Origin of the sequence: Halomonas sp. SSL-5, from assembly GCF_030708455.1 — a bacterium.
Lineage (GTDB): Bacteria > Pseudomonadota > Gammaproteobacteria > Pseudomonadales > Halomonadaceae > Halomonas.
Genome location: NZ_JAUYWF010000011.1, coordinates 76,995 through 90,273, shown reverse-complemented (window position 1 = coordinate 90,273; position 13,279 = coordinate 76,995). Strand labels below are relative to the sequence as shown.

The following is a 13,279-nucleotide window of genomic DNA, read 5'->3' as shown; positions in this document are numbered from 1 at the left end:
CTCCTGGTCAGAAGTTCGCGGTGGAGGTAAACAGGCCGACGCGCAGGTCGTTGGCCTGGTAGATGTCGCGGCCGTCGACGGAGACAGTGCCGTCGGCGATGCCGAGTATCAGGCGCCGGGTGATGATGCGCTTGATATTGATGCGGTAGGTAACTTTCGAGGCATCGGGCAGGATCTGTCCGGTGAACTTCACCTCGCCGCAGCCCAGGGCGCGGCCGCGACCGGGATGGCCGAGCCAGCCCAGGTAGAAGCCCACCAGCTGCCACATGGCATCCAGGCCCAGGCAGCCGGGCATCACCGGGTCACCGGGGAAGTGGCAGTCGAAGAACCACAGGTCGGGTGTGATATCCAGCTCGGCGATCAGCTCGCCCTTGTCGCTTTCCCCGCCACCTTCGGTGATGGAGGTGATGCGGTCGAGCATCAGCATGTTGGGAGCTGGCAGCTGGGCGTTGCCGGGGCCGAACAGCTCGCCTTGCGAGCAGGCCAGCAGTTCATCGCGGTCGAAGGAGTGTTGCTTGGTCACTGAGTCATTCCGAGAGTCGAATGTTGTTAGTGGCCTAGTCTACTGTCCGTGCAGGGGGAATGCACGCCAGGCGCGACAGGCAGCGTCATTGTCGCTGCCTGGTCGGCCCATGGCTAGCGTTGCATCAGCCGTGGACGGACGAGCGGGTATCGCGGTTGCCGACTCGACCACATAGCCACAGGCAGAGGCCGGCCCAGACAAGCGCCTGGGCGGGCAGCAGCCAGGGAGCGAGGGTCACCCCGGCGAGTTCGGCGCCGGCGTAGTAGGAGAGCGGGCCGCCGATGGCGCCGCCCAGGGCGGCGAGCCAGGGGCGCGACCACAGCCAGGCCAGGGAGTGGTGTAGCAGAGTGGCAAACAGTGGCCACAGCAGCCATAGCCAGGCTGGCAGCAGGCCGAAAACGAGGGGAGTCTCGGTGAAGGTGAAACCGCCGAACAGCGCCAGTCCTCCATCCACTACCAGGCCCAGCAGGGCGAAGCCGACGAGCCAGCGCCACTCTCGGGGTCGTGCCAGCCAGCGCAGATGGGCGGCGAGGATGGCCCCCGCCACGGCCGCACCGACCAGGCTGCCACCCAGCACGCAGGCTGCCCAGCCCGCCTCGAAGGCGACCAGGTTGAACACCAGGCGAGCGGTGCCGGTGCGACGGGCCACGGCGTCAGGCATCGACTGTGGCCAGGGCGCCGGTGAGCGTCGTCGGGCGGGCGCCGGGCTTGGCCAGCAGCAGGTGGCAGGTGCCGATGGTGCGCTCCAGGAAGCCTCCCTCGCAGTAGCAGAGGTAGTAGCGCCACATGCGGATGAAGCGCTCGTCGTAGCCCAGGTTGCGCACGCTCTCCAGGCTGGCCTCGAAGCGCTGGCGCCATTCGCGCAGGGTGCGCGCGTAGTGCGGGCCGATCTCGTCGAGGGCGAGCACATTGAGCGAGGTGCGCCGCGCAAGGCCCGAGAGGATGGCGTGATGGGAGGGCAGGAAGCCGCCGGGAAAGATGTGGCGCTTGATGAAGTCCATCTCGCGCTTGGCGGCCTCGAAGCGCTGGTCGCGGATGGTGATCGCCTGCAGCATCGCCAGGCCGTCGTCGGTGAGTAGGCGGTCCAGGGTGGCGAGGTAGGTCTCCAGGTACTGGTGGCCCACCGCCTCGATCATCTCCACCGAGATCAGCCGGTCGTAGCGTCCCTCGAGCTCGCGGTAGTCCTGCTTGAGCAGGGTGATGCGATCGCCCAGCCCCTCCTCCTCGATGCGCCGCGCGGTATGGGCGTACTGCTCATCGGAGATGGTGGTGGTGGTGACCCGGCAGCCGCGGGTCTTCGCCGCGTGGATGGCCAGCCCGCCCCAGCCCGTGCCGATCTCCAGCAGGTGGTGCTCGGCGCGCACGTCGAGCCGTTCGAGCATGATGTCCAGCTTGAAGGTGGAGGCCTCCTCCAGGCTCGCCTCGGGGTAGGGGAAGACGGCGCTGGAGTACATGCGGTGGTCGCGGTCTAGGAAGGTGGCAAACAGCTCGTTGCCGATATCGTAGTGGGCCGAGATGTTGCGCCGCGAGCCCGAGAGACTGTTGCGCTGCAGGCGATAGAGGGCGGCCAGCAGCCAGCGGCCCAGGCGGGCGGTGCCGGTCTCGATCTCGCCGTTGACCCGCTCCAGGTTGGCGGCGAACAGGCGCACCAGGGCGACCAGGTCGTCGGCATCCCAGTCGCCGTCCATATAGGCCTCGGCGGCCCCCACGGTGCCGCCCAGGGCTAGGCGCTTCCACACTCGGCTGTCGCGCACCACCAGGGTGACGGCGAGGGGGCCGCCCTGGCCCAGGTGGTGGCGACGATGCCCATCGATCAGGGTTACCCTGCCGCCTTCCAGGCGGTCGAGCTGGGCCAGCAGGCGCGGGCGCAGCCAGCGGGTCAGGCGGTCGGCGTCGTCCGTCAGGGGACGAGTGGTAGTGGCGGAGCGCAGCGTATTCACGTCGGTCTCTCCTACGAACGATCGGCGTCGGGGCCGGGGTGGTCATGGATCGGCACGCGCTTGGCCCACAGGCGCAGCGCCTCGAAGTGGATGCCGGCCAGGGTCTTGACGCTCATCCAGGGCTGGCGTGCCAGGGTGCCCAGCAGCACCCGGCGGGTGGCCGGGCGGGCCGTCAGGGTGAGGGTGGCATCGAAGTGGCATTCCCCCTCGCGCCAGTTCTCCATGTGCATCAGCAGGCGCTCGCCGGGGGTGTTGAAGCGCCAGCGGTAGGTCATGTCCATGGGGTTGAAGGGCGACACATGCATCGCCTTGGCGAACTCGGCCCCGTGGGAGTGCCGGCTCGGGTCCACGCGACATGCGTAGTGGGTGCGCTCGCCCCAGGGCGTATTGCTCACCTCGCCCAGCACGGCGCGCAGCGCCCCCGCGCCGTCGAAGGCGTAGTAGAGCGAGATGGGATTGAAGCCCAGGCCCAGGGTGCGCAGCTGGGTCAGTACGCAGATGCGGCCATCCGGTGCGCTGCCCAGCTGGCGCGTCAGCTCCTCGCGCACCGCCTGCTTCAGCGGCCGATCCTGGGGTGTCAGCTCGTCCCTGAAATAGTCCTCTCGGCGGAAGCGCGCCAGGGCCGGCCCCCGGGCGCTGAAGCCGGGCACGCCGTCGAACAGCCCGGGCAGCTCGTCGAGGTCCAGCCAGGCCATCCACACCCCATAGGTGAAGGCGTGGTCGCGTGGCAGGAAGCGCCGGTGACGCAGCTCGCCGCGGTAGATGCGTGAGCGGGGGGTGGCGTTCATGCGCGTTCGGCCTCCTCGACCACCGGGCTCAGCAGCTCCGCGACGCCCTCGGGGCCCGCCTCGTCGCCGCCCAGGGCGTGGGCCACGCGCAGGGCGCTCCAGACGCCGTCCTCGTGGAAGCCGTTGCGCCAGTAGGCGCCGCAGTAGTGGGTGCGAAAGGCGGCGCCGGAGATCTCGGCATGGCGCGCCTTGGCCGCCTCGCCGGCCAGGGTGAACTGGGGGTGGGCGTAGGTGAAGCGGCCCAGCACCTTCTCCGGGGCGATGGCATCACTGTCGTTGAGGGTGACGCAGAAGGTATGAGGGGCCTCCAGGCGCTGCAGGATGTTCATGTCATAGGTCACCGAGACCCGTGCCGCCTCGTCGCGGCCATCCAGACGATAGTTCCAGCTCGCCCAGGCACGGCGGCGACGCGGCAGCAGCCGGGTGTCGGTATGCAGCACCACCTCGTTGTCCTGATAGGGCAGGGCGCCGAGGATCGCGCGTTCGGCGGGGCTCGGGTCCTCCAGCAGCGCCAGCGCCTGGTCGGCGTGGCAGGCCATCACCACCTCGTCGAAGTGCTCCACGCCCAGGTCGCTGCGCAGCGCCACGCCGTCGGCCAGCCGGCGGATACCGCGCACCGGCGTCGACAGGCGGATGCGGCCGGCGTAGGGCGCGGTGAGCAGCGGGATATAGCTGCGCGAGCCGCCCACCAGGGTGTGCCACTGGGGCCTGTCGTTGACCGACAGCAGGCCGTGGTGGCGGAAGAAGCGCACGAAGAACTGCAGCGGGAAGTCGCGCAGCTCGCCGAGGCTCGCCGACCAGATCGCCGCCCCCATGGGCAGCAGGTAGCGGCGCTGGAAGGCCGCGCCGAAACGCCGGGCCTCGAGCCACTGACCCAGGGTCATGGCCGGATCGAGGGTGCCGTCGTCCATGGCCCGTATCGCCTCGCGGTTGAAGCGCAGGATCTCGCGCAGCAGGCCGTAGAAGCTGGGGCGCAGCAGGTTGCGCCGCTGAGCGAACAGGCTGGCCAGGGTGTGGCCGTTGTACTCGAAGTCGCGATTCGTCTCGTGTACCGAGAAGCTCATCTCGGTGGGCTGGGTCAGCACCCCGAGGCGCTGCATCAGGCGCTGGAAGTGCGGATAGGTCCAGTCGTTGAAGACGATGAAGCCGGTATCGATGGCGTAGTGGCGGCCCTCGAGCTCCACATCCATGGTGGCGGTGTGGCCGCCCAGGCGTGCGTCGGCCTCGAACAGCGTCACCTCGTGGCGGCCCGACAGGTACCAGGCGGCGGCCATGCCGGCGATGCCGCTACCGACCACTGCGATGCGCCGCCGGGCCATGACGTGGGGATGGCGAACGTTCATGGGCGAGTCTCCGTGGCGGCCTCGGAGCGCGCCATGCGCCGCCCCAGCCGATAGCGCAGGGGGGCGGGCAGGATGCCCGCGAGCTTGACCAGCAGGGTGAAGCGACGCGGGAAATGGATATCCAGGCGGCGGTGCGCCAGGCCCTCGAGGGTCGCCTCGGCGGCCGCATCGACCTCGACGCGCATCGGCATGGCGAAGTCGTTGCGGTCGGTGAGCGGGGTCCTGACGAAGCCGGGATGGATCACGCTGACGTCGATTCCCTCGGCATCCAGATCCAGGCGCAGCGCTTCGAGGAAGTGACTCAACGCGGCCTTGGAGGCGCCGTAGGCCTCGGACCGGGGCAGCGGCAGGTAGGCCGCGGCGCTGGAGGTGGCGGTGAGCAGCGGCCGTCCCCCCTCGGCCCGGGCGCGGCGCAGCAGCGGCAGGGCGGCGTCGATGCAGTGGATCGCCCCATGAAAGTTGGCGGCGAAGACCCGCTCCACCAGGTCGATGTCGAACTCCCGGGCGTCGAGATACTCGCAGGTGCCGGCATTGAGAATCACCAGGTCGAGCCCGCCGAAGGCCGCCTCGAGCTGCCGGCCGGCGTCGCGTACCGCCACGCGGTCGGTGACGTCCAGGGGCAGCGCCAGGGCGTTGTCGTGGCCGGCGGCCAGCTCGTCGAGGACCGCCGTGTTGCGCCCGCTGAGTGCCACGCGGTCGCCGCGGGCCAACAGGCGCTCGGCCAGGGCGCGGCCGATGCCCGAGGAGGCGCCGGTGAGCCAGATGCGTTGGGGGTCGGACATGGGGCCTCCGGGGTGGTTGCCGTGCCCGAGGCCGCGGCCTTCAGGCGTCGAGTTGGCGCTTGATCAGTCGTATGGTGCCGCCCAGCAGGGGCAGCCGCTCGTAGAGCAGGGCGCCGGCATCGAAGTAGTCGCGATGGCGGGCGATCCGGCCGCTGCCGTCCTCCGCGAAGGTGAGGTGAGAGCACCCCTCAACTGCGATCTCGCGTCCCTTGTCCAGCCGGGGATGCGCCAGGTGCATGGTCCAGGTGGCGAAGGCCTCCCGGTCGCTGCGCTGCCGCTCGTGGAAGACGAAGCGGCACGCTGTGACGTTTCTGTACAAGGCGGAAAAGTAGCGTTCAAGCGACTCTGCGCCCTCGATACGGTGCAGCGGGTCCTGAAAGACGACGTCTGGAGTATAGAACTCGTAAAGCCTTTTTGTACAGCTTTTGTCGAGCTTATTGAAGAAGGCGCAGAAGGCCTCCAGCTGGGCATCGTCCGGCATGGCATCTCTCCGAGGGATCAATCGGCCTTGAGGGCCTTGAAGGCGTCCAGGGCCCGGGCCCGTGCCGCCTTGTGGTCGACGATGGGGGGCGGGTAGCCGCTGCCGCCCAGCAGGTCCCGGGGCGGGGCGTGACGCGCCTTGGCGGGCAGCGCGGCCAGTTCCGGCAGCCACTCGGCAAGGAAGGTGGCGTCGGGGTCGAAGCGGCTCGACTGGGTGGTGGGATTGAAGATGCGGAAGTAGGGGGCGGCATCGGTGCCGGTGGAGGCGGCCCACTGCCAGCCGCCGTTGTTGGCGCAGAACTCGCCGTCCACCAGGTGGCGCAGGAAGAAGGCCTCGCCGCGGCGCCAGTCGATCAGCAGGTGCTTGCTCAGGAACATGGCGGTGACCATGCGCAGGCGGTTGTGCATCCAGCCGGTGGCGAGCAGCTGGCGCATGGCGGCGTCGACGATGGGGTAGCCGGTGCGTCCCTCGCACCAGGCGGCGAAGCCCGCCTCGTCGTCGCGCCAGGCAAGCCCCTCGGTATGGCGCTGGAAGGCGCGGTGGCGGCACACCCGCGGGAAGCCCACCGCCACGTGGCGGTAGAACTCGCGCCACACCAGCTCGTTGACCCAGGCGGTCAGGCCCGCATCGCCCTCGGCCAGGCTGCCGTCGTTCTCGGCCAGCACCGCCTGCAGGCACTGGCGGTGGGAGATCATGCCCAGCGCCAGGTAGGGGGAGAGCTCGCTGGTGCCGCGGATGGCCGGGAAGTCGCGCTGGCTGGCGTAATGGCGGCCACGGAAGCGCAGGAAGCGTTCCAGGCGGTCGGCGGCCGGCGCCTCGCCGGCGGGCCACTGGCGGCCGTCGATGGGGGTGTCGGCGAGTTCGGGCAGTGCGGGCAGCGGGTCGCTCGCGATCCCGGTGGGCGCCTGGGGCGTCGGGGGGTCGCTGAGCGCCAGCCGCTCGGCGCTGAGTTGGCGGTGCCAGGCCCTGGCGAAGGGGGTGAAGACCCCGTAGTAGTCGCCCTTGCCGGTGAGCAGCTCCCCCGGGGCGAAGGCCACGGCGTCATGGTGGCCATGGGCCTCGAGTCCCGCCGCCCGGAAGGCCTCGACCACCGCGCTGTCCCGGGCGAGTTCGTCCAGCGGGTACTCGCGGTTGAAGTGCAACCCGCCGGCGCCGGTGTCCCGGGCGATGGCCAGCAGCGCCTCGGGGGCCTCGGCGAAGTCGTCGATATCGCGATGCAGCAGCTGGATATTGAGCCCCTCGAGGTCCTCCTTCAGGGCGGCCACGCCCCGGGCGCGGAAGTCGAGCTGGTTGGCGCCGTGGCCGTGGCGCTGCCAGTGGGGCAGGGCGCGCAGATAGATGGCCACCACCGGGCCACGCCTGGCCGCGGCGGCCAGGGCGCGGTTGTCATGCAGGCGCAGGTCGCTGCGAAACCACATCAGGGTCGGGGACATGGGGGGCTCCGTCGGTCGGCGTCATCAGGCAGTGGGCAGCAGGGCCTGCAGCCGGGTGAGCGCCTCGCCGAGGTCATCACCCAGCACCGCCACGCCGCTGTCGTCGAGTTCGGCCTGGCGGATGCGTGCCACCGGGCCACACAGCCCCAGGGGCACCGCCAGCTGTTCGGCCAGGCGTGGCAGCTGGCGGCGTATCAGGTCGGTGCGCCCGGCACGGCTGCCCGCCAGCAGCACGCCGCTGGCGCTCAGGCGCTCCACCGCCAGGGGCAGCTCGCCCAGCGGCGGCGCCACGTCAAGCAGCCGCACGTCCAGGCCGCGGTCGCCGGCCACCAGGGCGGCCAGCAGCAGCCACAGGGTGCCGGGGTCGTCGGGCAGCGGCATGGCCAGCAGGGTCGGCCCCTCGGCGAGTGCATTGCCGTGATAGAGGCGCATGCCGATGCGCGTGCGCAGGAAGGACTCCAGGGTGCGGCGCTGCAGCTCGTCACCCAGGCGCTCGCCCCAGCGCTCCTCCAGTTCGCGTATCGCCGGCGCCCACAGCTCGACCACGCAGGTGGTGACCGGATAGAGCGCCAGCGACTGGGCGTAGAGGGACTCGAGTCGCGTGATGTCCAGCGCCTCCACGGCGCCGATCAGGCGGATGCGCTGTGCCGGCCAGTCGCCGGGGGCGGGGGGCGGTGCCTCGGGCTCGGCGATATCGGGGCGGTCGAGCAGCTCGCGTACCTGGCTCACCGGCACGCCGCGGTTGAGCCACTGCAGGATCTGTTCGACCCGCTCGATATCCTCGCTGGCGTAGAGGCGATGCCCCTTGGGCGTGCGACGCGGCTTGATCAGCCCGTAGCGACGCTCCCAGGCGCGCAGGGTCACAGAGTTGACGCCGGTGAGGCGCGACACCTCGCGAATCGGATAGAGCGGGGTCTCGCCGCCGTGCTGGGTCGGCTCGTTCATGTTGCGGGTGATCCTCCTGTCAGGGCATCGCCGAGATGGTGGCCGGAGAGCCAGGCGTCCTCGATGCGCGGTCCGCGCCAGCCATCGCCGCACAGCGCCAGGCCGTTGCGCGAGAGGCGATAGTCGACGTTGATCGCCTCGCCCGTGGCGAAGACATCGGGTTGGGCGTAGCGCCAGCGGTGGGCGCCCATGGCGCTGGGCTCGGGCAGCGCGACATCGCCGGGCAGGCCGCGCTGGAAGGCGTCGAGCAGTGCCTCGGCGATGGTTTCGGGGCCATCCTCGAGGCGTGTCTCGCTCCATTCGAGGTTGGCCAGCAGCGTCAGGCTCTCGCCCTGGTCGCCGCGTCCGGGCTTGAGATGGTTGCGTACCGCGAAGCGCAGCGCCGGATCGGCCAGGCGCACCGCCTGCCAGTCATCATCGACCCCGGGCAGTGCGGGCAGCGGCGTATCGAACATCACCCAGGCGGCCCAGCAGGGGCGCTGGATCACCGCCGCGCAGGCCTCGGCCAGGGTCGTGTCGTGGGGCGCCACCAGTGCCCGGGCCTGGGGGGCGGGGATGGCGAGCACCACCTGGGTGAAGGGGCCGTGGCGCCCGCCCTCTGCGTCCACCAGCCACCATGACCGTGGGTCGCCTTCGAGGCGCTCGATGCGGGTCCCGGCGTGAAGCTCGAACCCCTCCGCCAGGTGGCGGGTCACCGCGCTCATGCTCGGGGTGCCGCACAGCCGGCGCAGGTCGTCTCGATGGCGGTGCCAGCCGTCCTCCGCGGCGGACCACAGCGAGGTGGGCCACTCGGCCAGGCAGTCCGCCGCATGCCACTCCTCGACCGCCGCGGCGAAGGTGGCGTCGCGTACGCTGAGGAACTGGGCGCCCAGGTCCAGGGTGGCTTCGGGCAGCCGGCGGCTGGACATGCGGCCCCCCGGTCCCCGGGCCTTGTCGAACAGGATCGCCTGCCGGCCGGCGGCGGCGAGCGCCCGGGCGCAGGCCAGGCCGGCGATGCCGGCGCCGATGATGGCGGTATGGTTGTAGGGCTGAGTCATGGCACCCTCGAGGATGGTTTTCCGCTAGACTAGCAGAAGTGTACAACAGCTGTATAACTCATCGCGGATACGAGGAGAGCCAGATGCGCGTGCTGATCACCGGAGGAAGCGGTTTCGTGGGCCAGCGGCTGTGCCAGCGACTGGTCGAGGCGGGGCATCGGGTGCAGGTGGTCTCGCGGGATCCCGCCGCGGCGCGAGGTCGACTCCCCGAGGCGGTAGATGTGCGTCGCTCGGCGCTGGACTTCGTCGATAGCCCGCCCGAGGCCCTGGTCAACCTGGCCGGCGAGTCCATCGCGGCCAAGCGCTGGAGCGACGACCAGAAGGAGAAGTTGCTCGACTCGCGGCTGAACGCCACCCGCGAGCTGGTGGGCCTGTGTGAGCAGCTGCAGCAGACCGGCGCACGGCTGCCCCGCGCGCTGGTCTCCGCCTCGGCGATGGGCTACTACGGCGACCAGGGGGACCGCGAGGTGACCGAGGAGACGCCGCCTCACGACGAGTTCGCCCACCGCCTCTGCCGGCGCTGGGAGGAGGCCGCCCAGGAGGTCGAGGCCTTCGGTGTGCGGGTCGCCCGGCTGCGCATCGGCCTGGTGCTCGATCAGGGCGGCGGCAGCCTGGCGAAGATGCTGCCGCCCTTCAAGCTGGGGCTGGGCGGGCGCTTCGGCAGCGGCAAGCAGTTCATGCCCTGGGTGCATCGCGAGGACCTGGTGCGCGCCATCCTCTTCCTGCTCGAGCGCGACGACCTGAAGGGCCCCTTCAACGGCAGCGCGCCACACCCGGTCACCAACGCCGAGTTCACCCGCACCCTGGCCAAGGCGCTGGGGCGCCCGGCGCTCTTCCCGGTGCCGGCCATCGCCCTGGAGACCGCCTTCGGCGAGATGGCGCGGCTGCTGCTCACCGGCGCCGACATGCGGCCCAAGCGCCTCCAGGAGGCGGGTTTCGAGTTCCGCTTCGAGAGGCTGGAGGCCGCCCTGGCCGATATCCTGGGCTAGCGCGTCTCTTCGCCCACCGTCACGATCACCCGCACAGCGTCGAGGCGCAGCCGTGCGCCCTCGATGGCCTCGTCCAGGGCGCCGCGCTCGGCGCGCAGCGCGGCGAGCTCCTCCTCGCGCACCGCCGGGTTGCGCCGCGCCAGGGCGGTGAGGCGCGACAGCTCGCCGTCGAGCTCGTCACGCATGCGCGTCTGGGCGGCCTCGACGATGGTGGGTAGCTCGCGCTCCGCCTCGCCCTCGCCGCGATCGAGCAGCTCGCGCAGCAGCTCCAGCCGGCTGCGGATCAGGTCCCGGGCCATGGCCTTCTTGACCTTCTGCAGGTTCTTCGAGAGCCCGGTGAACGAGATCTTGTCGGTCAGGTTGGCGCCGGACTCGTCGAGCAGCACGCGCACCGCGGTGGGCGGCAGGAAGCGGTTCAGGTGCAGCTTCTTCGGCGCCGGGCAGTGGGTGCGGTAGATCAGCTCCACCATCACCCGCCCGGGCGGCAGCGATGGATGCCTGAGCAGCGCGAGTGCCGTGTTGCCCATGCTGCCGTCGAGGATGCGTCCCATCATCTCGCGCACCATGGGGTGTTCCCAGGAGAGCCGCTGGACGTCGTCCCGGGCCAGCGCCCGCGCCCGCGAGTAGGTGGCCGAGAAACCCTCCTCGCCCTTGGCCAGCCCGGGCAGGCCGTCGAGCATCTGCGGGCCCGCCACCAGGTGCTGGATGCCGCCGCCCAGCTCCTGGCTGTCGACGCCGAAGATGTCCAGCGCCAGGTCCAGGTAGCGGGGCAGGGCGCGGTCCTCATCCAGTTCGCCGATCGCCGCGGCCACCGCCTCGGCACGCTCGTGTCGGCAGGCGTTGAGCTCCAGCAGGCGGTTGCGGCCGGCGTCGCGCTCGGCCAGGCGGCTCTCGAACAGCGCCCGGGTCTCCGTGATCACCTCCTCGAGGGCCTCGTCGTCGAGCAGGGCATCGGCCAGGGCATCGCCGAAGGCATCGAAGATCTCGCTGCCGATGCCGTGGGGCGCGCTGAATGAGTCCATGCCGTCGCGGAACCAGCGCAGCAGCTTCGCGCCGGGGCTGGCCGCGAACACCGGCACGTGGATCTCGATGGCGTGGCGCTGGCCGATGCGGTCGAGGCGACCGATGCGCTGCTCCAGCTGGTCGGGATGCAGCGGCAGGTCGAACATCACCAGATGGCGGCAGAACTGGAAGTTGCGCCCCTCTGAGCCGATCTCCGAGCACACCAGCACCTGGCAGCCCTCCTCCTCGTCGGCGAAGGCGGCGGCGGCGCGGTCGCGCTCCACCAGCGAGAGCCCCTCGTGGAACACCGGGGCGTGGTAACCCCCCAGCACGCGCAGCGCCTCGGCCAGCCCCTCGGCGGTCTCGCGGTTATGGGCGATCACCAGTACCTTGTCGCCGGCCAGGCCCCCTTCGTCATCGTCGGCCAGGCGCTCCAGCAGCCAGCTGACCCGCGGGTCGATCTGCCACCAGGGCTCCCCGTTCAATGGGTCATCGGACAGGGCGCGGTACATGGCGTCCAGGTAGATCAGCACCTCGGGGTGGTCGAGGCCGGTCTCGATCAGCAGGTCATCGAGGTACTCCTCGTCGTGGCCCAGCTTGCGCAGCACCCGGCGATAGGCGGCGGGGGGCGCCAGCTCGGTGACATGCAGGCGGCGCTCGGGGAAGCCGCCCACGTGGCGACGACTGTTGCGGAACATCACCCGGCCGGTGCCGTGGCGGTCGAGCAGCTGGTCGCGCAACTGGTTCCGGGCGGCGGCGTGCTGGTCGTCGCCGCGCTCCGGGTCGGCCAGGGTATCGAGCAGCGCCAGGCTGTCGGGCTCGTCGATCACCGCGGCGATACGCTCGCGGTCTGCCTCGGCACCGGGCAGGCCCTGCAGGGCATCGATCGCCTCGGCCACCTCGACGTAGTGGGACTCCTCCTCGCGGAAGGCGGCGAGGCTGTGGTAGCGGTCGGGGTCGAGCAGGCGCAGGCGGGCGAAGTGACTCTGCATGCCCATCTGCTCCGGGGTGGCGGTGAGCAGCAGCAGCCCCTCGCTCTCGGCGGCCAGGCGCTCCACGCAGGCGTAGCCGGGCCCCACCTGCTCCTCGCTCCAGTCCAGGTGGTGGGCCTCATCGACGATCAGCAGGTCCCAGGTGCAGGCCTGTGCCTGGGCCTGGCGGTGGGGGTTGGCGAACAGCCAGTCCTGGCTGGCCAGCACCAGCTGGCCGGCCTCGAAGGGGTTGGTGTCGCCGTGGGCCTGGCTCTGCTGCTCGTCGAGCAGGGTCACCTCCAGGGCGAAACGGCGCAGCAGCTCCACCAGCCACTGGTGGGTCAGGCTCGCCGGCACCAGGATCAGCGCGCGTTCGGCGCGGCCGGTGAGCAGCAGGCGGTGCAGGATCAGGCCCGCCTCGATGGTCTTGCCCAGCCCCACCTCGTCGGCCAGCAGCACGCGCGGGGCGTGGCGCCGGGAGACCTCGTCGGCGATATACAGCTGGTGGGGAATCAGGTCGATGCGCGGGCCGGCCAGGCCCAGCGCCGGATTCTGCTCCACGCGGTGGTGGTGGTGCAGGGTGCGGAAGCGCAGGTCGAACCAGTCATTGCGGTTGACCTGGCCGGTGAGCAGGCGGTCGCGGGCCTGGTCGAACTGCATGCTGTCGGCCAGGCGTGCCTCGGGAAGTTCGGTGAGCTCGCCCTGGTCGTCCTCGCCGATGTAGACGATCAGGCCGCCGACCTCCTTGGTGTCATCGACGGTCAGCGTCCAGCCCTCGGCGGCGCGGATGCGGTCGCCGCTGCCGAAGGCCACGCGGGTGAGTGGGGCCTGGCGGCTGCTATAGGTGCGGGTTTCCTGACTGGCACCGAACAGCACGGTGACGCTGCGGGCGTCGCAGCTGAGGATGGTGCCAAGGCCCAGTTCGGCCTCGCCGTCGCTGATCCAGCGCTGGCCGGGGGAGAAGTCGCTCATGATGCCTCGAGGATGCTGTAACAGGGTGCGCTCACGGCCGCGGGAAAGGGGCGGCCCGGGGACAGGGCGCGGT

At 70.7% G+C, this 13,279-nt stretch carries 12 protein-coding genes; 1 reads left to right on the top strand and 11 read right to left on the bottom strand.

The features are described from left to right. Positions 1-7: 7 nt before the first annotated feature. The 10 genes from fabA to RAN53_RS13735 form a co-directional block, all read right to left on the bottom strand. On the bottom strand, positions 8-523 hold the full coding sequence (gene fabA / locus RAN53_RS13780) for a 3-hydroxyacyl-[acyl-carrier-protein] dehydratase FabA (protein WP_305797389.1): 516 nt from the start codon (positions 521-523) through the stop codon (positions 8-10). Between the two features lie 124 nt (positions 524-647). Continuing rightward, a complete protein-coding gene (locus RAN53_RS13775) occupies positions 648-1,184 on the bottom strand; it encodes a DUF2878 domain-containing protein (RefSeq protein ID WP_305797388.1) in 537 nt (178 codons plus the stop codon). Continuing rightward, positions 1,177-2,463: an SAM-dependent methyltransferase gene (locus RAN53_RS13770; protein ID WP_305797387.1), complete on the bottom strand. Its 1,287-nt coding sequence runs from the start codon at positions 2,461-2,463 to the stop codon at positions 1,177-1,179. The genes RAN53_RS13775 and RAN53_RS13770 overlap by 8 nt, the downstream gene beginning before the upstream one ends. 11 nt (positions 2,464-2,474) lie before the next feature. Then, positions 2,475-3,251, bottom strand: coding sequence for a DUF1365 domain-containing protein (locus RAN53_RS13765; protein WP_305797386.1), 777 nt, complete (start codon positions 3,249-3,251; stop codon positions 2,475-2,477). Further along, positions 3,248-4,594, bottom strand: coding sequence for an NAD(P)/FAD-dependent oxidoreductase (locus RAN53_RS13760; RefSeq protein ID WP_305797385.1), 1,347 nt, complete (start codon positions 4,592-4,594; stop codon positions 3,248-3,250). Before RAN53_RS13760 ends, RAN53_RS13765 begins: the two co-directional genes overlap by 4 nt. Further along, positions 4,591-5,376, bottom strand: coding sequence for an SDR family NAD(P)-dependent oxidoreductase (locus RAN53_RS13755; RefSeq protein WP_305797384.1), 786 nt, complete (start codon positions 5,374-5,376; stop codon positions 4,591-4,593). The genes RAN53_RS13760 and RAN53_RS13755 overlap by 4 nt, the downstream gene beginning before the upstream one ends. A 40-nt stretch (positions 5,377-5,416) precedes the next feature. Next, complete coding sequence (locus tag RAN53_RS13750) at positions 5,417-5,857, bottom strand: nuclear transport factor 2 family protein (RefSeq protein WP_305797383.1); 441 nt, start codon at positions 5,855-5,857, stop codon at positions 5,417-5,419. A 17-nt stretch (positions 5,858-5,874) separates the two neighbouring features. Further along, positions 5,875-7,290 carry a deoxyribodipyrimidine photo-lyase gene (gene phrB, locus RAN53_RS13745; RefSeq protein ID WP_305797382.1) on the bottom strand — a complete coding sequence of 472 codons (1,416 nt, stop codon included), beginning with the start codon at positions 7,288-7,290 and terminating at the stop codon, positions 5,875-5,877. 24 nt (positions 7,291-7,314) lie between these two features. Continuing rightward, a complete protein-coding gene (locus RAN53_RS13740; protein WP_305797381.1) occupies positions 7,315-8,235 on the bottom strand; it encodes a MerR family transcriptional regulator in 921 nt (306 codons plus the stop codon). Then, entirely contained in the window at positions 8,232-9,272 is a 1,041-nt protein-coding gene (locus tag RAN53_RS13735) for an NAD(P)/FAD-dependent oxidoreductase (RefSeq protein WP_305797380.1), read from the bottom strand. The genes RAN53_RS13740 and RAN53_RS13735 overlap by 4 nt, the downstream gene beginning before the upstream one ends. Positions 9,273-9,355: 83 nt before the next feature. Here RAN53_RS13735 and RAN53_RS13730 point away from each other — a divergent pair, with 83 nt between their 5' ends. Then, positions 9,356-10,261, top strand: a complete 906-nt coding sequence (locus RAN53_RS13730) for a TIGR01777 family oxidoreductase (RefSeq protein WP_305797379.1) — start codon at positions 9,356-9,358, stop codon at positions 10,259-10,261. On the opposite strand, the gene rapA is transcribed toward RAN53_RS13730, so the two are convergent. Next, a complete protein-coding gene (gene rapA / locus RAN53_RS13725; protein WP_305797378.1) occupies positions 10,258-13,206 on the bottom strand; it encodes an RNA polymerase-associated protein RapA in 2,949 nt (982 codons plus the stop codon). The genes RAN53_RS13730 and rapA overlap by 4 nt on opposite strands. Between the last annotated feature and the right edge of the window lie 73 nt (positions 13,207-13,279).